A 24551-nucleotide genomic window follows, 5' to 3' on the forward strand; every position below is an offset into this window, starting at 1 on the left:
ATGTCTACGATTTGGAAACAATCGCTGGAGCGGCAGCTTGGATAAGGTCGCTAGCCTCCGGGCCTTCGTGAAGGTGGTCGAAAGCGGCAGTTTTGCCGAGGCGGGCCGTCAGCTACGGCTGTCGCGGTCGGCGATCAGCAAATACATCGCCGACCTCGAGGAGAGCCTCGGCGTCCAGCTCCTGAACCGGACCACCCGCCACGCGAGCCCGACCGAGAACGGCCAGCGTTATTTCGAGCGCGCAGTCGTGATCCTCTCGGAGATCGAGGCCGCGGACCAGGCGGTGGCGCAAGCCCAGTCCGCGCCGCGCGGGCTGCTGCGCGTCAACGCGCCGATGTCGTTCGGCACCATGCGGCTCGGGCCGGTGCTCGCCGATTTCATGGCGCGCTATGGCGAGCTTCAGCTCCAGATCGTGCTGAGCGACGATCTGCTCGATCCGGTCCAGGACGGCTTTGACGTGACGCTGCGGATCGCCGAACTGGAATCCTCCAGCCTGATCGCGCGCAAGATCACGCCGGTGGCGCGCATGATCTGCGCCTCGCCCGATTATCTCGCGCGGCACGGCACGCCAAAGCATCCGCAGGATCTGCGCGAGCATGCGTCGCTGACCTACGGCTTCCTGCTCACCGGCAATCAGTGGAAGCTTACCGGCGCGGATGGCGATCACTGGATCCAGCCGACCTGGTCGCTCTGCGTCAACAACGCCGAAGTGCTGCGCGACGTCGCGATCAAGGGCAGGGGGCTCGCGCTGCTCCCGGAGTTCATCGCCGCCGACGCTTTGCGGAAGGGCGAGTTGCTGACGGTGCTGGATGATTATTCGGCGCCGCCGCTCGCGCTCTATGCGGTCTATCCGCCGACGCGGCATTTGTCGGTGAAGGTACGGCTGTTCATTGATTTTCTGGTCGAGCGGTTTGGACGGGAGGATGAGGCGGGCGTACGCAGCCGCGCCGCGGCTAGCTGACCGAACGCTGTTCGACGGGCAGAAGCAATTCGTCCAGCGCGCTCATCGAAGCTTTCTGAAGGGCGGCAAGTTCGCGGGCGGCACCGTGGCATTCGGATGCGGACATCGTGGCTACCGCCAGCTCAACCTCGCGGCAGCGTTCGAACAGGCGAACGAGGCCGAGCGCGCTCGCCGCGCTGCCAAGCTGGTGTGCGGATCGCGCCAGCTGCAGGTGATCGCCGATCGCCGCAGCCTCGGCGATGTCCTCGATCAGTTGTTGGCTCGTTTGCCGCAAAAGCTGGTGGAGCTTGGCGATCTGCGTGGCTCCCAGCAGTTCTTTCTGGTCGTCGAGGAAATGCCGGTCGATCAACGCGCCTGCGGCGAGCCGCACTTCTGCCGGCTGGTCCGGCGGATCGTCCTCGATCGCCTCGCGCAGGGCATTGATCAGGATCGGCTTGCCGACAACCTTGGAGATCCCTGCACTGGCGAGCCGCTCGCGTGCGCTGCGCGACACGTCGGCGGTCACGGCGATGATGCGCGGCATGCTCGGCAGACCGAGCTTGCCGATCTGCGAGGCCGCCTCCACGCCGTCCATGTCGGGCATGTGCAGATCCATCAGGATGATGTCGAACGCCTGATCGCGGGCGAGTGCGACGGCCGACGCGCCGTTTCTGGCGATGGTGGGATGATGGCCGAGTCGGTTCAGGATGGCTTCGCCGACCTGGCAATTGACCGGATCGTCGTCGACCAGCAGCACGCGAAGCCGCCGCGACGGCGGCGGAAGCGCACCTTGCGCGATGCCGCTCGCGGCAAGGCCGAGCGGTACTTCAAGCGCGAACGTGCTGCCTGCGCCCGGCGTGCTCTCCACCGTCAGCTCGCCGCGCATCAGGCGCGTCAGCCGCCGCGCGATCGCAAGGCCAAGGCCGGTGCCGCCGAACCGCCGTGCGATGCTATCGTCCGCCTGCACGAAATCCTCGAAGATCCGCTCGTGCATGTCCGGCGCGATGCCGATGCCGGTATCGCGAACCGTAATGCTCAGCAGGATGTGATCCTCGTGCTGCTCCGCTGACGCCTTCAGGCCGATCCCGCCGCGCGGAGTGAATTTGATGGCATTGCCGATCAAATTGAGCAGGATGCGATTGAGCCTGACAGGATCGCCGTGCACGGACGTGTTGACCGTCACGTCGCTGGCGAGATCGAAGGTCAGTCCCTTGCCGAAGGCCTGTGGGCGCATCAGATCGGCGGCGGCCTCGATGAGCTGATCGAGACGGAAGTCGCGCCTCTCCAGCGTTTCGGCGCTGGCCTCCAGACGCGCATATTCCAGGATGGCATCGACCAGCGCGATTAGCGTCTCGCCCGATGCGGCGGCTGTGGCGAGATGGCGTCGCTGCGCTTCGCCGAGGCTGCCGTCGTCCAGCAGTTGCAGCACGCCCATGACGCCGTTCAGCGGCGTGCGCAGCTCGTGGCTGACGACGGCGAGGAAGCGCGACTTGGTCTCGTTGGCCTGCACGGCAATGCTGCGCGCACGTTCGGCCGCGTCATGCTCGGCGAGGGCGTGGTCGCGCGCCTTCTCGAGCTCGGAGGTCCGCTCGATGACCTTGCGCTCGAGCGTCGCGTAGGATTCGCGCAAGTGCGCGGCCATCCGGTTGAACTGGTCGCCGAGCGCCTCCAGCTCGTCGCCGGTCTTGATCGCGAGCCGCAGGCCGAGATCGCCGCTGCCGATCCGGCGCGCACCCTGTGTCAGGATCTGGATCGGCACGGTCATGCGCCGGCTGAGAAAGAGCGAGACCAGCACCGCGCAGGCGAGCAGAGCGACCAGGAGAAACGTCGAGCGGCCGATCGACGCGTAGATCGGCGCATAGGCTTCGGTGAGCGGAAGCTCGACGAATACCAACCAGCCGAGCGAGGGCACCGTCGCATAGGTCGACAGCACGCGTTGACCGGACAGATCTTCCTTGACCAGGCCGCCTGACGGCGGCCCGACGCCATCGAGTGCGGCTCGAACGTCGGCATGTCCCGAAAGATCGCTGCGGCGTAGCGCCGGCCACAAATCGGGATGTGCGATCAACAGCCCCATGCGGTCGACCACATAGGCCTTGCCGGTGTTGCCGACCCTGATCCCCGCGACGAGGTCCCAGATGAAGCGCAGATTGACCTCGGCGACGATCACATTGGGACCGCGGCCGACCCCGCGCGCGGCGAGGGTCATGAACGGCTCGGTGTCGCCGATGAAGTAGACCGGCCCGTAATAGGTCCGGCTTTCGTTGGCGCCGCGGAAGGCGGGCGAAGCGGACAGGTCGATCTTGCTGCCGACCCTGTCCGCGACACGGCGCGACACGCGCACCTGCTCGCGGCCCTGCGCGTCGAGCTCAGCAATCTCCGCGATCGCAGGCGAGAGGCGCAGGAGGCGGATCGCGTTCAAGCGCTCGTCCTCGTTCGTCGACAGCTCCGGGGGCAGGCGGGAAAGCCATCTGATCTGGTTTTCGATCTGGCCGATGAACTGGCCGATCTGAATCGCCGCAGACGCTGCCTGCTCGCGCTGGGTTGCCGCGAGGAGCTGCTTCTGCTCGCGATAGGAGAACCAGACGTCGAAGCCGGTGTTGATGGCGAGCGCGGCAAAGGCGAGGGCGACGATCGAGTAGAGATATTTGCGGAACAGCCGGCCGGGAGGCGTCCGCAAATGTTCCTGGTCGACCTGCTCGTTCACTCGCGGATCTCGTCGGCGCGTGCCAGCAGCGTGAACGGTATGGTCAAATCCAGCGTACGGGCGACCGTGCGGTTGATCAGCAGCTCGTATTTGCGTGGCGATTGCACCGGGAGATCGCCAGCCTTGGTGCCGCGCAGGATCAGATCGACATAGTCGGCCGAGCGCACTTCGAGCGTCGGCCCGTAGCTCATCAGCCCGCCCGCATCCATGAAATAATGGAACGGATAGATCGTGGGGACGCGATATTTGGCCGCTGTCGCCACGACCGCCTGCCGGTGGATCACGAGGAAGCTGTCGACCAGCGCAACCATCGCCGCTTTGGGCGGCTCGGAGAGGCGCCTGATGACCTCGTCAATTTCCGTTGGCGCGTTGACGGGGGCGGGGACCACGGAGACGCCGCATGCTGCGGCCTCTTGCTCGATGGAGTCGAGGAAGAAGCGCCCGCCGCGCGGCGTGGTCGCCGGGTTGAACAGCACACCGACGCGCGCAACGTCAGGCACGGCCTCCCGGATGAGCTGAAGCCATTTGCCGCCCATCTCGGCGGAGCTGTTGGTGAAGCCGGTGACGTTGCCGCCGGGATGCGCGAGGCTCTCGACGAAGCCATTGCCGACGGGATCGTTGGCCGTCGCGAAGACGATCGGGATGGTTTTGGTGGCTGCCAGGACTGCCGCGGTTTCGATCGTCGAGCCGGTCAGGATCACGTCCGGCTTCAGCTCCAGCAATTCCTGGACCGCGGTCTTCAGTCTATCGGAGCTGCCGAAAGTCGAACGGAGTTCGAGGCGGAAGTTGACGCCTTCGACCCAGCCTCGCTGCCTCAAACCCACGATGAGGCCGCCGAGGCGGGAGGTCGGGCTGTCGGTCATGCTCCTTCTGGTCAATTCGTCGTCGAGCGGTAATCCCGTCAGCGAGGCGACGATCCGCATGCGATCAGATGTTGCGCCGAGCGCGAGCCATCCCGCAGCGCTTGTCCCCGCAAGGCGAATGAACCCGCGGCGATCGACCGCGAAAGCGGAAGGCCGTTCGGTCATGAAATTCTTTGCATGATGATTGCCCCAAGGCGGATGCTTAGCGCGAACCGCCGGCATCCACAATTGATGAAAAAATGCGCTTGTGAATGTTCATTCGCAGCGTTTGGCAACCCGATACCGTATTCCTACGCCGCTGAGGAGTCGCTGTTTCGAGCCTTGTCTGCTCCGTGATGTTTTGTAGCGCCTTATGGCATTGCAACATTTTCCGTCTCGGTTGCGACGGCGGTTCGGAGAAGCCGATTTCGTGACTGCCGATTTTTGAAGCGTTCTTTCAAGTTGTTTCGAAGGTTCTCGATGCGCAAAATCTATCTCGTTCCGGCCCTCGTCGGCCTTCTCACCTTTGTGGCTACAGGTCCGGTGGCGGCTCAGGGCGCCGTTCCAAAGCAGAAGGCGGCGCAAGCCCCGAAGGCTGCTGCGGCTGGGGCTGCTCCGGCGGCCGGCGCCCCGGCGGCGGCCACGACCGAGGCGCCGAGCGCCGGCGCGGACGACAAGGCAAAGTCAATCGACGGCTTCCGCTCCGCCAAGTTCGGCATGGGCGAAGCCGACGTGCGCGCGGCGATGATCAAGGACTTCAACGCCAAGCCCGACGCCATCAAGGCGCAGGACAACGCGTCCGAGCTGACGCATAGCATCCTCATGTCGGTTCCCGAGCTGCTGCCGAACGGCGGTACCGCCGAGCTCTCCTACGTGTTCGGCTACAAGTCCAAGTCGCTGATCCAGGTGGGCGCCGTCTGGTCGAAGGGGACCGACGCGGCGATAACGCCGGAAAAGCTGTTCTCCAACGCCAACATCCTGCGCGCCCATTTCATGGGCGAAGGCTTCAAGCCTGATTCCATCGCGGTCAACATGCCGGTTGCCGGCGGCATCGTGATGTTCCGCGGCAGCGACGCCAAGGACCGCTCGGTGATCCTGCTGCTCCAAGGCACGTTCGAGAACAAGGAGAACAACCAGCGTGTGCTGACCCCGACCAGCCTGCTGCTGTTCTACGTGGCCGACGCCAAGAGCCCCGACATCTTCAAGCTGCCGCCCGGCCAGTTCTGATGCCGGACGCCTTCGACGACATTCTCCCACCCGGTCGTGGATCGGCGCCAATGCCGATGAAGAGGATATGAAATGCGCGGACCATCTGCGACGCGAAACAACGATGAGCTGACGACGCTGCGGGGGCTTGCGCGCTTCCGCTCGATGTCGCTGCTCTGCGCGATGCAGATGGTCTTCCTGCCGGTGTTCAGCGTCCGCGTTCAGGCGCAGACGGCGAACGTCATCGTTCCGGACGGACGCACCGGGACGTCCTTGCAGACCTCCGGCGGCGTCACCAACATCACGACGTCGACGGTCTCCGGCAACAACGCCTTCAACTCGTTCTCGCAGTTCAGCGTCGGGCAGGGCAACACCGTCAACCTGCAACTGCCGACCGGCACGCAAAACCTCGTCAACATCGTTCGCGACGCGCCGGTCTACGTCAATGGCACGCTGAACTCCTACATGAACGGTGCGATCGGCGGTAACGTCTATTTCGCCGATCCCAAGGGGTTCGTGGTCGGCCGTTCCGGCACGGTGAATGTCGGCAGCCTCAACGTCTCGACGCCGACGCGCGAGTTCACCGACAGCCTGATCGGCGCGGGCGGGGCGATCAACCAGTCGGCGGTCGGCAACCTGATGGCCGGCTCGTTCCCGGTCTCGCCCGACGGCAACATCCGCATCTACGGCCGGGTCAATGCCCAGGACGGCGTGCGGCTGACCGGGCAGAACGTCTATGTCGGCGGCGCCACCCAGCGCGATATCGCCAATCTCGATCACGCCGCGAAATTCGCGGCCTCCGTCAACTCCAAGGGCCTGCGCAGCGCCAGCGCGATCACCGTCAGCAACGGCTCGATCCATATCGGCGCCGTCAACAATGCCAGGGTCAACGGGCGTCTGACCGCGCAGAGCAAGACCGCAACGCCGAGCAACATTACCGTTCAGGCCGGCAACAACATCGATGTCGGCAAGAACGCCAATCTCAACATCGCAAGCGCAAACGGCAATGCCGGAGAGATCCGCCTGAAGGCGGCGCAGAACCTGACCGTCGCGGGCGGCGCCAGGTTCGATGCCAGCGCGAAGACGGGCAATGCCGGTCTCGTCGACTTCAGCGCGAACGGGATCATCGACATCGGGAAAGGCATCAAGGTCGATCTCAGTGCGGACAACGGCAAGGCCGGCACGCTGCTGATCGACCCCACCGACGTGGTCGTGGGCGATGCCGCCCAGGGCGACTCCGGCGTGACGCTGTCGAACAGCTCCATCGCTAATGCGCTCGCCGGGCTCAGCGCGGGTGCCGACTACCTCATCCAGGCGGATCATTCCATCACGCTCGCCGCGCATGCGATGATCGATACCCGCCGTCTCGATGGCTCCGGCCATTCGACCGGCAACGCCAACAACGTCATCATCGACGCGCCCAACATCGAGATCATGAATGGCGCGCAGATCCTGGCCCAGTCGGTCAATTTCGGCGGGACCACCTACGCCGATGGTAACGTGACGCTGAGGGCGACGGCGAGCGACATCAAGCTGTCCGGCCAGGCCACCGCCGCGACGGCGATCACGGTCGACGGCAAGATCACCGGCGGCATCATCTCGATCACCGCAACCTCGACCGCCGTGTCAAGTTTCCTGAACGGTTCTGTGGCCGGTGATTTCGCGCTTGTCGGCTCGACGCTGGCCGCCTCGCTGCTCGGGCTCAATGGCGGCTATGTCGCGGCAAGCGCCACGGCGACCATCAACATCAACAGCCATGCCGACATCAACGGCCGCGGCGATGTCACCATTTCCGCGCATGCCACGGAGACCGCCTCGGATCCGGCGGTCGCCTCCACCTTGCTCGGCAGCCTCACGCCGGTCGCGGCGGGCGTGGTCGTCGGCAAGATCGACGGCACTGCCACGACCAACGTGGCCTCGGGCGCGACGGTCAACGCCGGCGGCAACCTCGAGATCAAGGCGCTCAACGATGCGACCATCGCCGTCTCTGCCCTCGCGGCATCGACGAGCGCGCAGATCGTCCCGACGGTGGCCTATTCCAAGGGATCAGTGTCGACGACCGCCAACGTCGCGACCGGCGCGCATATTGCGGCGGGCCTGGTGAACACGAGCGGCAGCACGCTGAAGGTGCGCGCGATCAACAACAATTCGTTCTCGACCAGCGCAACGTCGGTTGCGGCACCCGGACTAGGGGCGAGCGGCGCCGTCGGCGGGGCGTTCGCCATCAGCGACATCACGACGTCCGTGACCGCGACGCTCGGCGCATCGCTCGGAACCGATACCGCCAACCGGATGAACGGCTCCGTTCTCGTTGAAGCGACGTCGGACACGACGAGCAATTCCACGATGGCCTCGTCCATCGCCGGCCTGCCGGCGCTGATCGCGGCGATCGAACGAGGACTGCGCGCCGTCACCTCGCCGACGTCGATCATCAGGGACCATATGGGCTCGCTGATGCCGTTGAGCTTCGATTTCAAGGTCGCAGGCGCGCTGTCGCTGGCCAACAGCAGCCAGAGCGCGACCGCTGCGATCGCGCAAAATCCGAGCGGCGGCGCGCCGAGCATCTATGCCAGCGGCAACGTTGCCGTTGCCAGCAATGTCATCGATCGCGGCGTTCGCAGCAATGCGACGTCCAGCGCGATCACGAAGGATCCGGTGTCCGGCGAGAGCACCGCGATCAGCGCGGCCGTCGCCTGGGGCAATTTCACGCATAATTCGAACGCCTATGTCGGCAATGGCACACTGATCAACGCAGCGAACATCGCCGTCGATGCCACCACCGAACTGCCGATCACCAATTCCTGGCTGAAGTGGGATGGTTTGGGCGCGGTGCTGAGCCACCTCAACGGCAATCTCGGCGTCGGCGGCAACATCCTGACCAGCTACGCCAATGCCACCGCGGACGCCGGCGACACGATCGGCATCGCCGGTTCGCTGAATCATTTCGTTGTGAACAACAACACGACGGCGTGGGTGGCCGGAAGCGCGAGCCTGACGGCGACCTGCGCGACCGCGGCCTGCGGCAGTGGCACCGGCTGGTCGGTCGGGATGGACAATGGCGACGTCCATACCTACAACGCCAGCATCCAAATCGCGGCCACCACGACCACGGCGTCGATCGACGCCGCCGGCAATGTCGGCACGCTCGGCTTCCTGTTCGGCAACACCTCGGGCGGCTCCTCCGTCGGCGGCGCGCTCAATCTCGTCCAGTTCAACACCAATACCATCGCCGGCGTTTCGGATCGCGCGACGCTGCGTGCGGCGGACGACATCGCCGTCAACGCGATCACTTCAGACCGGTTCGTCGCTGTCGCACCGTCGTCCGGCAAGGCTGCCGGCACGCTGGCGCTGAATGGCATCACTTCGCTCGGTTTCCTGAACAACACGACGCACGCGTCGATATCGAGCCAGGCCACCGTCTATGCACCGACGGTCGGCATCCTGGCGCAGCAGGATCTGTCGGTCGTGACGCTGTCCGGCGCGATGAGCTATAACGGGAGCGGCGGTTCGGCGGTCGGCTTGTCGGTCGCCTATCTCGGCGCAAATACCGACACCTCCGCCTATATCGGCGACAACCATTCCGACATCCGGCCCGGCGTGTTCAGCGCCAACGATCCGTTCGCTGGCACCAGCGGCGGAAGCGGGGCGGTCAATGTCGACAATCTGACACTCAGCGCGACAACCTCGGGGCGCATCACCGCGGCCGCCGTCGCGGCATCGGTCTCCGATCCGGCGTCGTCCAGCTTCTCCGACAAGGCGGACGCCGCGGGCGCGGCCTCGACCGGCGGGGCCGGTGGCGTCGCGACGGCCGCAAGCAAGATCGGTTCGACCTCGGGATCGAGCACCAGCGGCTTCAGTCTCGATCTCGCCGGCAGCTCGTCGGTGAGCGACGTCTCGCTCGGCACCAGCGCCTACATCAGGAATACGACGGTCAACAAGTACACCACGAGCGGCGCCGTGCTGACCAACACGATCGTTCAGGCGCTCAACGACACCATGCTCAACAACGGTTCGGGCTCGGCGGCGCTCAATCTGGCCGGCGGGTCCGCCACGGGGGCTGCGATCGGCGGTGCGATCGCGGCGGCGATGTCGAACAACGCGACACTCGCCTATATCTACGGCACCACCGTGAACAACCAGAGTTCGGTGACGGTGCAGGCGCTCAACGGCGGCTCGGAGACCGTCGTCGCCATCGGCGTGGCGGGATCGAAATCCAATGCGGCGTCGCTGTCGGCCTCCGTCGGCATCATCACGGACAGCGCCAACGCCTATATCGAGAGCTCGACGATCACGGGGCAAGCGACCGGCGTCAATCGCGCGCTCGAGGTCGACGCCTACCAGACCACGAACATCGCGATCGGCGGCGGGTCGCTCTATATAGCCGGTGGCCAGGCCGGCGTCGGCATCGGGCTGACCTACGCGTCGATCGCCGATCCCACGGGTGGGAACGCGACCGACGCGCATATCCGCAGCACCTCGATCTCGAACTACGACACCCTGCTGGTGATGGCCGACAGCGCCAGCGTGATCGCGGCCGGTGCGGCCTCGGGCGGGGCAGGGTCCAACGGGCTTGCCGGCGCGATCGTCGTCAGCGAGATCTCGCCGACCACGACGGCCTATATCAGCAGCGGCGCCACGGTGAACATCGACGTTGGCCGCGTAACGGTGCTGGCGGACAGCGGCGCAGTGTCGGCGCTGGATACGGCTCTCGGAAACCTCGTCAAGAAGTCGAACAATAATCATCTCGCCGAGGACACCTGCACGGTCGCCGGCGGCACGGGCGGGCAGAACTGCATCGACTTCGGCGCGGCAGCGCTCAACGGGGGCACGGGTAACGGTCCGGGCGCCAGCATCGTCTCCGTTGCCGGCCTCGTCCAGGCCGGCAAGAACAATGTCGGCGCCTCGATCGTCTACAACACCGTTGCGACGACGCACTCGGCCTATATCGCCAACGTCCTGATGACGGCCGGCAGCAACGGCAATGTCAGCGTGAGCGCGATCGATTCCTCCAAGATCCAGGCTGTCACGATCGGCTTCGGCCTTGCGACCGGACAGTTCGCGGGCGTCGGCGGCACGACGATCAGCTCGATCGGCAACACCGTCTCGGCGGCCATCGGCAACAATTTGTCCAGCACGACGCAATCGAGCGTCACGGCCAAGAACATTTCCGTCAACGCGACCGACAATTCCAGCATCACCGGAACCGCCGCCATCGCGGGGGCGTCGACGCAAGGAAGCGCCGCGGGTCTGGCGCTCGTCTACAGCAGCATCGCCAACAACGTCAGCGCCGGCGTCACCGGCTCCAAGCTGACCGCATCCGGCAGTGTCGCCGTCGGTGCGAATTCGAATGCCGCCATTTCGACCGTTGCCGTTGGCGTTGCGATGTCCTCGCAGGTTGGCCTCGCCGGTTCGGTCGCCACCAATCTGATGGGGACCAACGTCACCGCCAACATCACTGCCGCCGGCACCAACGGCATCAACGGGGCCGATGTCACGGCCACCAACAATGTCGGCGTGGTCGCGGGCAACAACGACAAGGCGGCCGTGTTCGCCGGCGCCCTGTCGATCAGCAAGGGCGCGGCTGGCGGCGCTGGTTCGCTGGTGACCAACCAGATCACCGGAACCACGGCCGCCTATATCCGCGGGGTGAACACCAAGGTCGACGCGCTGGGAACCAGCACCACCGATACGCTGTCGGTCAACAACGGCACCCTCGTCCATGCCTTCGATCTCGGCACGGCCCACGCGCCGACCGACACCACGCCCGACCTCACCGAGAACCAGGACGTCCTGCGCGGCCTCGCCGTGGTCGCGAGCTCGCACCAGGCTGTCGTGACCAACGTCGCGTCGGTCGCCGCGAGTGGCGGCATCTCGATCATGATCAACCCGATCACTAACGTGATGAGCGGGGCGACACGAGCCTATATCGACAGCGCGTCCATCGACACGCGCCTGACCTCGTCGACGCTCAAGCCGCAGATCGAGGTGGCCGCATCGAGCTTCTCCTATTCCGGCGCATTCGGCGCAGGCATCGCCTACGGCAGCAGCGGCGGCGGTGGCGCGACGATTGTCTCGACGACGATGTCGCGCGAGACCTTCGCCTATATCACCAATGCCACGGTCGGCGGCGTCCAGTCGTCGAGCGCGACGTTGGGCGCCGTGACCGTGAAGGCCAATGCGGAGCAGGATGCGTCCTCGATTGCGATCGGCTTCAACAGCGGCTCGGTCGGCCTGAACGTCTTCCAGGCGACCACGGAAGCCTATGTCGACGGCGGCGCGCTGACCGCTTCGTCGCTGACGGTCAACGCCAACAACAACACCGGCATCTTCTCCGCGAACGGCTCTGGTGCCTATGGCAGCCAGGCCGCGATCGGCGCGGCGTTCCTGGTCCAGGTCTCCTCGAACCGGACGCTGGCCTATGTCGGCGATGAGTTCCGCTATCAGGGCAATGGCGCCGCGCACACCACCGCGCTCAATTTGAGCGGTGCGCTCGACGTCGAAGCCAAGACCAAGAACCGCTTCGAGGCCTATGCAATCGGTGGCGCGCTCTCGACGGGCACCGCCGCGATCGCCGGCATGGCGAACATCGAGGTCGCCAACAACACCACCATCGCCGGCGTCTACGACACCACGCTGCAGGGGGTGACGGGCGGTGCGGCCGGCGCGGTCACGGTTAACGCCAACGAGGACGTCGCGATCAAGGAGATCGCGGGCGCGCTCGCGGTCGGCGCCAGCGGAGGAGGGGTCGGCGTCGGCGCTGCGGCCAACGTCATCGTGTTCAAGAGCCGGACCGTTGCCGAGAGCTGGAACAGCAATCTGAACTCGTCAGGCGCGATCAACGTCAACGCGCTCAGCACCAAGGAGGTGCTGTCCTACGCGGTCACCGCCGGCATCGGCGGCAGCGCCGGCATCGGCGCGACCGTCGGCGTCATCATCATCGGCACCAACACCGCGGACGCCGACACGCAGGGCCAGCAGACCGGCCAGCTCAACCAAGGTGGCAACGGCACCATCGCGTCCGTCAACAGCGGCACCAGCAACACGCATGGCAGTGGTGCCGTCGCGAGCGGCACGGCCGGCAATCCGAACAGTGCCAATGTCAGCTCGACCTACGACGTCAGCAATATCCTGAGCGGCGGCAATGACGCGGTCATCGCCCAGATCGCGGGCGGCAACGTCACGGGCACGCAAGTCAACGTCTCGGCCACCAGCGCCAACGCGGCCAAGATGTATCTGCTCGGCGCGGGCTTTGCCAAGAATCTCGGCATTGGCGCCGGCATCGGCTACACCAGCGTCAACAGCACCGTGGTCGCCAACCTCAGCGACTACGGACGCAACGGCGCCGGCGTGCTGGTGGCCGCGGATACGCCTTTGGCCGTCGCGGCGCCCGCCGTCAACGTCCTGGCGGTCGTCAAGGATGCGACCGACGGACCTTATGCCGGCAAGACCATCGATACCGAGGCGATCGCCGGCGGTGCGGCGCTTTACTTCGGCGCTCAGGCCTCGGTGGCGGTCGGCAATGTCAGCAACACCGTGGTGGCCTTGCTTGGCGGCCAGATCACCGGCACGGGGGGCAACGGCGTCGCCGTCCTGGCGCAGGATTCAACGAGCCAGGTCGTCTTCACCGGCGGCGCAAGTGCCGGCGCCGTGGCCGCCGGCGCTTCGGTCGCAACGGCAAGCCGAAACAGCTCCGTCACAGCGCGGGTCCTGGACGACGCTACCGTCAACACTTCGACATTGGGTGTCGGGGCCTCGGGCGCTGGCACCTTGACGACGACGGCAACGGCGCTCTCGGGCGGTATCGTCGCCGGCGCCGGCGCGGATGCAGAGGCCCACGAAAACTCGGGCGTGCTCGCCGAGATCGGATCCGGCGCAGTCATCACCACGTCTGCGACCGGCGACGGCACGCTGGTGGGAGCCGCGATCAAGCCGAATCTGTTGAGCGAGGCGATCGGCGTGTCGGTCGGCGGCGGCGCGGTCGGCGTCGCCATCGCCCAATCGACCGTCGGAGCCACGGTCACGGCCGATGTCGGTGACAACACCAGCTTCTCGGGTGGCAAGCTCGCCGTGACCGCCATGGCGCTCGTCCCCATCATCGGCACGCAAACGAACGGAACCACGACCACGCCGATCTATGGCACGACGACCTGGGCCAAGGCGCTCGCCGGCGGCGGCGGCTCGCTGATCGGCGCGCAGGGCAGTTTCGCAAGGGCCTCCGAAAACGCGACGGTCAAGGCCTATGGCGGGGCGGGAATCCGGCTCCCCAATGCCGACGTGTCCATCACGGCTGAAAACGACAGCTCGCAATATGCCGAGGGGACCGGTCTTTCGAGCGGCTTCCTGGCCCTCGGCGCCACCGTGGCCCAAACGTCGTCGGACGCGAAAACCTACGCCTATCTGGGCGCGCCCGCAGATATGGACGCCCTGAACCGCGCCGCCTACACCGGCAAGCTCACGATCCAGGCGGACGGCAGGGACACGAATTTCTCCAACGCGATAGTCGGCGCGGGCGGTACCTATGCCGGTGCGGCGGCGGTCGCCACCACCAGCTCGACCGCCGTAACCAATGCGCGGTTCGACGGCGGCTCGACGGACGACACGCTCTATCTCGGCGGCCTCACGATCAAGGCGACGCACACCACGAATTACGCCGCGAGCGGCGACGCCTATCAGGCGTCCACGGCGGGCGTGTCCGCCGGCAAGACCAGGAACGACGTCGACTCCACCACGACAGCCGAGATCGGGACGCATCTGATCATCAACTCGGCGGCCGGCGACATGGTCGTCATCGCCAACGACATCGTCAACCAAGCCGGCGGCGGCGCGCGATCGGGCTCGGGCGGCTCATTCTCGGGAGCGGCGGCGCTGAGCGAGTCCTTCGTGACCCAGCGCGTCAATACCAATATCGGCGCCGGCACGGTGCTGAGCCTCAACGACGATCCCAGGACCTCGACCGCGGTGATCAACATCGAGGCCTACAACACGCTGAGCACCAACGATACCGCGAGCCTCGCCACCGCCAGCTTCTTCGCCGGCGGCGGCGCCGAATCCAACATGACGGCGAATGCCACGCTCGCGGTCAAGATCAACGCCCGCGAGCTGTTCAGCGCCGGCAAGATCTATGTCGGCACGGCCGCGAAGATGGCGGCGGCGAACAACGCCAATGCCAGCCTCTACGGCGCGATCGCGGGCGTCGGCGCCAGCACCAACAGTTGGGTCCATGCCAACCAGTCCGTCAATGTCGGCGACAACGCGAAGATCGTGGCCTGGCGTGACATCACCATGTATGCCGGCCTGTCCGGCGATGGCACCGTCTTCAGCAGCGTGCAGGCGACGGCGACGACGGTGGTCTACAACAACACCGCCATTCCGATCTCGGCGCTCTATCGCGGCACGGCCAATGCCGACGACACCACGAGCCTGACGCTCGCTCCGACCTCGAGCATTCTCGGCGCGCGCGACATCTATCTCGGCGCCACGCAGGGGCAGGTCACGGCCACCGGCAACGGCAGCAACTACAATCCGTATCTCGACATCTTCAGCGCCAAGAACAGCGACAACCACAGCCACACCAGTGGAACCGGCGACGTCGCGCTCAACGGCCGGGTGGTTGCTGGCGTCAACAACGATTTGACGATCACGATCAATCTGGGCGCATCCACGCCGACATTGAGCACGACCAGTCCGGACTCGACGCTGACCAACGGCTCCTCGTCGGTCCTCGAGTCCGTCTCCGACGTCAACCACTTCAGTCCGGTGATGAGCTGGAACCACCAGACGGTTCAGTACACTATCGTCGGCAACTTCAATCCTTACGATCTGGTCGTCAGCCAGCTGGCGACGCTGACCGGCCTGACCGCGACGCAGGTCCGCGCGCAGCTCGCGGCGGCGACTCCGACGGCGCCCGCCATCATGTCGCCGTCCGGCACCGATCCGACCGGCGACATCCAGCGGCAGATCGACACGCTGATCAAGCAGGCGCCGTTCACCTCCGACGCGCCCGGCAACGCCTTTGCGTTCGGTGACATCCTGGTGTCCGCCGGCAACGTCTCGATCCTGGCGCAGAAGCTCACCGGAAACAGCGGCACGAATCCTGCCGCGCCCGCGGTCATCGCGCGCAGCTCGCCATTGATCAAGATCGAGAACAAGGGCCTCGACTTCATGAGCCTGGGCAACCTCACGGTCACCGATGTGACCGGAGGTAACATCACCTATCGCCAGATCGACCATGTCGACCCGGATTCGCATTCCAATGTGACCTTCACCGCGATGCCGAGCGCGACGCCGGTCATCGACGTCTCCGCCACCTACAACCGCCTGGATCCCGACTCCGGTCAGGGCATTGACCAGAACGGCAACGTGCTGACCCGCACGCCCGACATCTATTTCAATGGCGCCGTCAACAACGCGAACGGCCTGCTCAAGATCATCAACAATCTCGGCAGCGTCGTCGCATCGCAGTCGCTCAGCGCCGCGACCGTCCAGATCGTGGTGCCCAAAGGCACCTTCACCTTCCTCGGCGGTATCGGGAGCTTCTACGACAGCGGCAGCGCGGTCACCTCGCAATGGGCCACCACTGAAAACAGGCCGGAAGACACGCTGACCGCGGTGATGACGGCGGCGACCTATCTCGGCGCCTACGGCGACTACTATACCGCTCCGCATATCGCTTCGGGAACCGATCACCCCTATTTCTATTACTGCTGCACCGACGGCAGCCACGGAGTGTATCAACCCGTCGGCAACGCCGACGCCAGCACGATCTTCACCGCGCGCATGCTGATGACGTATTACGACGGCACCTCGCTCTATTCATCGATCTTCCTGCCGGTGGGCAGGGGTACGCCTGGGAACACCAGCACTCCCGATGCCGGCAGCGTGCCTGACATCGCGACCCTCAAGATCATCGAGGGGCAGTCGCAGGACTCGGCCAATGTCGTGCTCGCGCAGTGGAAGAAAACGACTTATGACGGCCGCAACGTCTACACCGATAGCGGTCCGTACAAGACGCCGTTCAACTGTGCGTCAGCCTGCGACAGCTCGGGCTTCTTCCAGGTGATCAACATCCAGCCGGATGCGATCACGCCGAAGACCGCGGATTCGCCGGCCACCGCGACAGCCACCCGGACCATCAGCGGCCAGGCGGTCATCATCTCGGCGTCGGTGATCAACATCAACGGCATCATCCAGGCCGGCTCGAGCAGCAACTACTCGGTCAACATCGGCGCCGCTGCGTACGATGCCATCTATGGCAGCAACGGCCTCAAGAATCGCAACGGCGGCGCGGATTTTGCCGCGGCCCAGGCCAATGCGCGGAACGGCGTCTATTACGACATCTCGGGCTCCGTGACGGCGTCGGCCAGCGGCGACGCCAAGATCGGGGTCAGGTACAACGCTCTCACCGACCAGCTCATCCTGAATGGCGTGGCGCAGGGCGCCGGCGGCTACGTCTACCTCAACGGCAAGATCATCTCGACCTCGACCGACAACACCCAGACCCAGGGTAACATCGAGATCAAAGGCGGCGCCGGCACGGTCACCGTCAACAACACCAGCGGGCTCCAGCTCGTCACCAACACCATCAATACCAGCGTCACTGCCCAGAGCGTGGTCGAGATCGTCGACCAGCTCAAGGGGAAGACGACGTGGTGGGTTTACGATCCCAAGGCTGCAAGCAGCCAGCAGGTGTCGCGGTACGAGACCAACAGTGTCACTGCGGCCGCGATCGACCCGTCGATGCTTACGGCCAGGACCGGTACGGCGGGCGTCCAGTACGCGACGCAGGAGAACATGCTCTATCAATGGGTCGACACCGCGACGCTGGATCGTCTACCCACCAGCACGCAGTTCGACTATGGCTGGAGCTTCACGCCCAATCAGGTCACCGGCGAGAACTGGACCCGCTCGACCAACCTGGTTTCAGGCACGCAGAGCAGCAACTATCAGAAAGTCACCACCGCCACAGGCAGCTATCACTGGGCGGGAGGCGTGAATCCGGATGGGAGCCCCGTTGGACTCAACACCCATTCCAACGCGTGCTGCGGCGCGGACGCCCAGTACAACTGGTACCAGGCGATCTATGATCACCTGACGCTCACGCTGACCAACACGGTCAAGGCGTCGAACCCGATCAACATCAAGTTCATCGGCGGCAGTAGCAGCGACGTCGTGGTCAATTCGACCTCCGGCATCGTCATCAACGGGTCGATCAACAACCAGCAGGGCACGACGACGCTTGCCGCCACCGGCACCAACTCGTCGATCACCGTCGGCGCCAATGCCAACAACCCGGTGATCTCGGGGACGAGCGTGACGCTTCGGGGTGACGGCGGTATCGGCACGCTCGGCACCACCAAGGCGCCCGTCCAGGTGCAGCTCTATGGCGGCAGCCTGACCGCGAGCTCGATCGACCGCGACATCGCGATCTCGGCCATCGGGGCGCTGTCGATCAACCAGGTGAAGGTGAATGCCGCGGGCGCCACGCCGCAGGGCAACGTCTTCCTGTCGGCGACCGGCGACATCAACTCGGCTTCCGCCTACAACGTCGCCAACCCGGTCGTGATCGGCAAGAATATCGAGATCAACTCCACGTCCGGTGCGATCGGCGCGACGAGCGCCGTCGTCAACAACGCCTCCACCCTGACCAATATCAATCCGCTGGTGATCCAGGCGACGGGGACGGTTCAGGCGAGCGGCGCCGTCGATGGCGGCGTGCTCGACAGCTCTTCGGCGACCGGCACCTATATCGTCCAGTCCAAGGGCGATCTGCGCCTCGGCACGGTGCAGTCGAGCGGCGGCCCGGTCTTCCTGGAAGCAGCGGGTTCCGACAACAATCCGGCCAACATCCTGAACGGCCGGGCGGTGGTTGGTCTCACGCAGGCGCAGAGCCAGCATCTGCAGGACGTCTGGGCCAGCCTCGACCTGCTGAGCGGCAATGCGGCGACCAACGCCGTCAACAGCTACCAGTCGATGGTGACGTCGGCCTACAACGACTACTTCCAGCTCAAGAACATCGCGTTCACGAACGGCAGCACCTACAACCCGACCTCGGTGGGGCTGACGGTGCTGCGGGCGCAGGTGGCTGCCAAGCTCGGCATCGATCCCGCCAACGTCTCGACGACGCAGATGAAGAACGAGGCCACGACGCGGTTCCTGAGGGATCAGTTCCTGCTCGGCAAGATCACCACCGACGAACTCAAGAGCTCGCTGACGACATTGCTCGGCACCGCACCCGCGGATCCGCTGGCGACGTTGTTCGGCAGCTCGCTGTCGTCGACCCTGTTCACCAAGTTGTTCGACGGCGTCTCGACGGCCAATCAGCGCATGCCGACCAATACGGCGCTGCAGACGGCGCTGAACGCCTATAATGCGACCTACAGCTACACGCTGGCCTCGACCGAGCGGGTCTACGGCATCATCACGGCGGGCTCGCAGTGGACGCAGAGCCAGCTCGCCTACACGGTGTCGTCGTCGGCCGTCGGCGCGGCGCCGCCGCCGATCGACGACAACGTGGTCGCCAATGTCAGTGCGAACCAGATCATGCTCTACGCGCCGCGCGGCTCGGTCGGCAATTCGGCGGCGCCCCAGACGTTCACCTTCACCAGCGTCGATGCCTCCTCGCTGACGCCGGAGCAGAGGGGATTGCTGGCCACCGCCGGTCCGGGCCAGCTCACCGTCGGTGCGGTCACCGATCCCACGACCCATGTCACGACCTATACGGTCAGCCTGTCGCAGCAGAACCTCGTCGTGGTCGACAACCCGATCGCGATCTCGGCCAAGGCGCTGACCAACATCTACCTCGGCAGCAAGAACAGCCTCGCGCTCGGCGGCGTCACCGCGAATTACGGCCCGATCGCGGCCGCGCAGGCTGGCGGCATCCAGGTGACCGGCCGCGGCGACGTCAAGCTCGACGCCGTGACCAGCATCTTCGCCAATGTGAGCGGGCCGGTCATATCAGGTGATATCGGCAACCTGACCCTGATCGCGGAGCGCGGCAATGTCGGTGCAGCCGGGGCCGCCGGAAGCAATCCCGCGACCAACACGAACGCGCTTCAGATCGCGTTCGCCGATCCGAGCAACGACCAGCTCGACCAGGTTTCGTCGGCGCAGGGCATCTACGTGAAGCAGACCACCGGCGATCTCGTCCTCGGCAATATCGCCGCCGGCAATGCGATCCAGCTCGCCGCGACGGGCAGCATCTACGCCGAATCCGACTTCACGGATCGCACGGCGATCCACATCCTTGGCACCGACCTCGATCTGCGCGCCGGCGGCAACATTGGCTTCAACGGTTCGACCTTCCAGCCGCTGCAGGTGAACATCTCGGGCGCGGTGACCGGCTCGGCGGTCGGCGACCTCAGCATCCTCGCGGTCGCCGGCGATCTGATGGTCGGCACGAGCGGCGCCTATGGGGCGCTGACGGCCGGCGGCGTACTGACGCTGAACGTGCCGCGCGGCGCGCTCACCATCAATACCAGCATCACCAGCGCTGGCCTGATGCAACTGCTCGCCAACCGCGGCATGACCTTCGCGGCCGGCACCAGCGCGGCGCCGGTGGTTGCGACCAGCAGCTCGGGCGGCGTGACGCTGGTCGCCGCGACGCTGTCGATGGGCGCCTATTCGGCCATCAACGCGGCTGGTGTGATCTCGGTGACCACCACGGGGGATGCGACGATCGGCCAGCTGAATTCGTTGCTGTCTTACGCGGCGGCCTCGAACGCGCCCTCGATCATCGTTACCGCAGGCGGCGTCGCCTCGCTCGGAGCGATCATCGACAACGGCGACGGCCAGACCAAGTTTGTGGCATCCGGCGCGGGCGCCGGGGTGTCGCTGAACGCGTCGAACGGCATCGGCAACGCGACGAGTCGGTTCACGCTCAACGCGGTACGGCTGTCGGCGAGCGCGAGCGCCGGGGGCATCTACCTGAAGGCGCTGACCGACACCGAGGCGAGCCTGCTCTCCGCGGTGAAAGGCAACGTGGACATCATCGGCGCCGGTGGGCTAACGCTCGACCAAGTGCTGGCGGGCACCGCGACCGGCGCGAGCGGCAGCTTCAGCGCGGTCGCCAACAACGGCAGCATCGTCATCGGCACCGCCGACAGCAGCGGCTCGCAGACGGTCCATGCCGGCCAGAATGTGACGTTCAAGTCGCTCGCGACCACCGGCAACAGCGGTGACGTCGGCAACATCAATGTCACCGCCGACAACGGCTTCATCCTGGCCCAGACGGTGACCTCGGGCGGTGTGACAACGCAGGGCTCGGTCTCCGCCCACGGCTCGGCGAGTCTGGTTGCCGCCACAACCATCACCGGCAACACGCTCGCTGCGACGACCGGATCGGGCCTGCTGACGGCCACCGGCGGCCCGATCAACTGGAACGCCCTCAATGTCGGCACGACGCTGGGCGCGACCGCGAGCCAGGGCAGCATCACGCTCCAGACCGCGCAGAGCGGCGGCACCCAGACCATCCATGCCCGCGATAACGCGACCTTTAACGCGCTGACCACGACGGGCATCAATGGCGATGCCGGCAATATCAATGTCACCGCCGACAACGGCTTCATCCTGGCCCAGACGGTGACCTCGGGCGGTGTGACAACGCAGGGCTCGGTCTCCGCCAACGGCTCGGCGAGCCTGGTTGCCGCCACGACCATCACCGGCAACACGTTCGCCGCCACGACCGGCTCGGGGCTGCTGACGGCCGGCGGCGGCCCGATCAACTGGAACGTCCTCAATGTCGGCACAACGCTGGGCATGACCGCAGGCCAGGGCAGCATTGCGCTCCAGACCGCGCAGAGCGGCGGCACGCAAACTATCCGCGCCCACGACAGCGTGACGTTTAACGCGCTGACGGCGACGGGCATCAACGGCGATGCCGGCAGCATCAACGTTACCGCCGACAACGGCTTCATCCTGGCGCAGACGGTGATGGCCGGTGGCATGCCGACGCTGGGCTCGGTCACGGCCAACGGCTCGGCGCGGCTGATCGCGGCGGGCACCAACACCGGTCATAACCTCACGGCCTCGACCGGCAACGCGGTCCTGGGCGGAACGGTCGTTCATTGGGATAATCTCAACGTGGGCGGCACGCTCGGCATCACCGCGACCGCCGGAGGGATCACTGTTGGCACCGCCACCAGCGGCGGCACGCAGACCGTGCACGCCGTGAACGACATTGTCTTCAGCCAGCTTACCACGACGGGTATCCCGGGCGATGCCGGTGACCTCGACGTCAAGTCCGACACGGGCTCGCTCCGCGGCGGATCAATCTCAGCGCACGGCGATACACATTTCGAGGTGGCCGGATCGGTCTCGTTCGACCGGATCAGCGGCGACACCGTCAAGATGACCTCGTCGGGTGACCTGACGATCGGCTGGGTCAGCGTCGTCAGGGAGCTCGATCTTGCGGCAGACACGATCAACGTCAGGGGCGAGCAGATCCGCTCGAACCCAGCGGTCCCGCTGATCATGAACATCACCGGCTACAACGGCGGCGTTGCGAAGTCCGCCAACATCTCGATCGATCCGGACAGCATCATCGTCAACCAGTTCAAGGTGGTGGACGCGAACTTCTTCACCGATGCGCACGCCGTGACGATCCTGAACGGCTATGTCCCGGGCCAGCTCCTGCTCACCACCGCCACGCAGCAGGTGTTGCTCAACAACCGCACGCTGGCGCCGTCCAACGGGCCGACGATCCAGCTGTACCAGCCGGACGGCGTGTTCACGATGAGCCAGGTCGGCAACGCCAATGTCAGCAATGCCTATGTGGTGTTCTACACCGGCGACATCTCGGCAACCGTCACCAATTACGGTCCGAACCACATCTGCTGCAGCAACTTCACCGGCGCTAGCATGGTGCGCAACATTTCCGTCGACGGCGAGGGTAGCGAGAGCATCGAAACCTGGCTCGCGAAGAAGGACGGAGGAACGTTCTACCTGCTCGGCCTCTCCGGCCAGGCGCGTCTCGATGCGCTGCTGACGCCGCGACCGGTCGAAACCATCGGTTCCGGTCCCGCCGTCAATATCGAGGGGCTGAGCGACATGCGCAAGCTGCGCCGCCAGGGGCAGCGTACGGGACGTCAGGGCTGGAAGGACGCCGCGATTGAAACAGCGAAGCCGGCCATTGGTCGCCTCGCGGAAGCGTGGTAGCGGGATGCGGATTCTGGGGGCAGCATTGGGGGTCGGGCTGGCAGCTTGCTGCATTGTCTCCGCGCGCTCCCAGTCGATCAATCCCGGCGTGATCCAGAACGACGTCGACCGGCAGCGCCGGCAGCTCGAACAGCAGAGCGCGCCGCCCAAGCTCAACGGGCCGGCGGTGATTGGCGGCGAGCGGGAGAAGTCCCAGCTGTTGAAACCGGGCGGGCCGAAATTCCGCCTGCGCAAGGTGGAGTTTGACGCGTCGAAGTTCATCACGCCCGCGGAGCTCGACGAGATCGCGAAGAAATATGTCGGCAAGGATGTCGACATCGCCTCGCTGTTGCAGCTCGTCGCCGACATCAATGCCGTCTACACCGCGCGCGGCATCGTCACCGGCATCGCGACGCTGCCCGATCAGGATGCCAAGGGCGGGGTGGTCAAGATCAAGCTGACCGAAGGCCGGCTCCAGAAGACGACCATCGAAGGCAACAAGCAGACTCGCACCGACTACATCCTTCAGCGCGTCAAGGAGCCGGAAGGCGAGGTCCTCGACGTTCCAAAGCTCAATCGCGACGTGATCTGGTTCAACCGCACCAACGATGTGCAGATCAAGGCGCTGCTCCAGCCCGGCACGAGTTTTGGTCTGACCGACCTCCAATTCGCGGTGATCGAGCCGCCGATCGACACCTTGCAGCTCTTCACCGACAACCAGGGCGTCGAGAACACCGGGCGCTGGGAGGGCGGGGCGTTCTACAAGCGCCACGGCCTGTTCGGCGTCGACGACCGCCTGACCTTCTATGGCGTGCGCTCCGACGGCAATCTCAACGGCAACGCCGCCTACAGCATTCCGGTCAATCCCTGGGGCGGCCGCGTCGGCGTCAGCTACACCGAAGGCAAGATCAAGATCATCCAGGGACCGTTCGTCGCGCTCGACGTCACCGGACGCTCCAGCCAGGCCGCGATCAATTTCAGCCAGCCGATCTGGGTGACACAGAACTGGCTGGTGCTGTTCAACGCCGCCGAGACCGAGGGCAAGACGGTGAGCCGCTTCGCCACGGTCGCCGTCACCGACGATCATTACGACAAGGCTACGGCCGGATTTTCGGTAACCAATTCCGGCAACAGCTATTCGATCACGGTCTCGCCGGCGGTGAACTACATCGCGTGGCAGGACCACGTGCTCGGCAACAACCGCGCGTTCAACACCTATACCGGCTCGTTGATCGCGACCAGCGCGGCGGGTCCGGCGAATTTCAGCGCCAACGTGCTTGCGAGCTGGCAGTACACGCAGGAGAAGCTGCTGCCGGGCGACCAGATCTTCTCGATCGGCGGTCCGACCACCGTGCGTGGTTATCCCTCCAACTCGGCGTCCGGCGACAGCGGCTATTATTTCAACGCCGAGCTGCACTACAATTGGTCGTCATGGCTCAAGGGCTTTGACACCTACATCTTCACCGACTGGGGTGCAGTATATTCGACATTCCCCGGCGTCACCGAACTGGGCTCGGTCGGCGTCGGCTTCTCCTGGACCTACGCGCCGTTCATGACCTTTGAGGCAAACTACGCGACGCCGCTGAAGATGGCGGTCTCGACCCAGAACCACTACGAGGCCTATGGCCGCATCATCTTCCGGCCGCTGTTGATGTTCCAGAAACAGGAAAGCGTCGCGCCTGTGGCGGCGGTTGCTGGCAGCAAGTCGTAGTGGCAGGTTGCCTCT

6 protein-coding genes are annotated in these 24551 nt (G+C 65.3%); 4 read left to right on the forward strand and 2 right to left on the reverse strand.

Annotation, left to right across the window (positions count from 1 at the left end; all coding sequences use genetic code 11):
* Nucleotides 1-37 precede the first annotated feature (37 nt).
* On the forward strand, nucleotides 38-961 hold the full coding sequence (locus WN73_RS30625) for a LysR family transcriptional regulator (RefSeq protein ID WP_028172140.1): 924 nt from the start codon (nucleotides 38-40) through the stop codon (nucleotides 959-961).
* Here WN73_RS30625 and WN73_RS30630 read toward each other — a convergent pair.
* The gene (locus WN73_RS30630; RefSeq protein ID WP_271555978.1) at nucleotides 954-3647 is read right to left on the reverse strand and encodes a hybrid sensor histidine kinase/response regulator; all 2694 of its coding nucleotides are present in this window, start codon (nucleotides 3645-3647) and stop codon (nucleotides 954-956) included. The two genes, WN73_RS30625 and WN73_RS30630, sit on opposite strands and share 8 nt — an antisense overlap.
* Nucleotides 3644-4675, reverse strand: coding sequence for an ABC transporter substrate-binding protein (locus tag WN73_RS30635; protein WP_028172138.1), 1032 nt, complete (start codon nucleotides 4673-4675; stop codon nucleotides 3644-3646). The genes WN73_RS30630 and WN73_RS30635 overlap by 4 nt, the downstream gene beginning before the upstream one ends.
* A 294-nt stretch (nucleotides 4676-4969) precedes the next feature.
* Here WN73_RS30635 and WN73_RS30640 point away from each other — a divergent pair, with 294 nt between their 5' ends.
* The 3 genes from WN73_RS30640 to WN73_RS30650 all read left to right on the forward strand — a co-directional run bounded on the left by WN73_RS30640 (nucleotide 4970) and on the right by WN73_RS30650 (nucleotide 24536).
* On the forward strand, nucleotides 4970-5716 hold the full coding sequence (locus tag WN73_RS30640) for a hypothetical protein (RefSeq protein WP_028172137.1): 747 nt from the start codon (nucleotides 4970-4972) through the stop codon (nucleotides 5714-5716).
* Nucleotides 5717-5788: 72 nt separating this feature from the next.
* A complete protein-coding gene (locus tag WN73_RS30645; protein WP_271555981.1) occupies nucleotides 5789-22846 on the forward strand; it encodes a leukotoxin LktA family filamentous adhesin in 17058 nt (5685 codons plus the stop codon).
* A gap of 4 nt (nucleotides 22847-22850) precedes the next feature.
* The gene (locus tag WN73_RS30650) at nucleotides 22851-24536 is read left to right on the forward strand and encodes a ShlB/FhaC/HecB family hemolysin secretion/activation protein (protein ID WP_028172135.1); all 1686 of its coding nucleotides are present in this window, start codon (nucleotides 22851-22853) and stop codon (nucleotides 24534-24536) included.
* The last annotated feature ends 15 nt before the right edge of the window (nucleotides 24537-24551 follow it).

It is taken from the genome of Bradyrhizobium sp. CCBAU 45394 (genome assembly GCF_028128655.1).
GTDB lineage: Bacteria > Pseudomonadota > Alphaproteobacteria > Rhizobiales > Xanthobacteraceae > Bradyrhizobium > Bradyrhizobium diazoefficiens.

What these genes read in the sequence shown, in the direction of transcription:
- WN73_RS30635 (WP_028172138.1), bottom strand. Translation starts at nt 4,675, where the DNA reads ATGACCGAACGGCCTTCCGCTTTCGCGGTCGATCGCCGCGGGTTCATT.
- WN73_RS30640 (WP_028172137.1), top strand. Translation starts at nt 4,970, where the DNA reads ATGCGCAAAATCTATCTCGTTCCGGCCCTCGTCGGCCTTCTCACCTTT.
- WN73_RS30645 (WP_271555981.1), top strand. Translation starts at nt 5,789, where the DNA reads ATGCGCGGACCATCTGCGACGCGAAACAACGATGAGCTGACGACGCTG.
- WN73_RS30650 (WP_028172135.1), top strand. Translation starts at nt 22,851, where the DNA reads ATGCGGATTCTGGGGGCAGCATTGGGGGTCGGGCTGGCAGCTTGCTGC.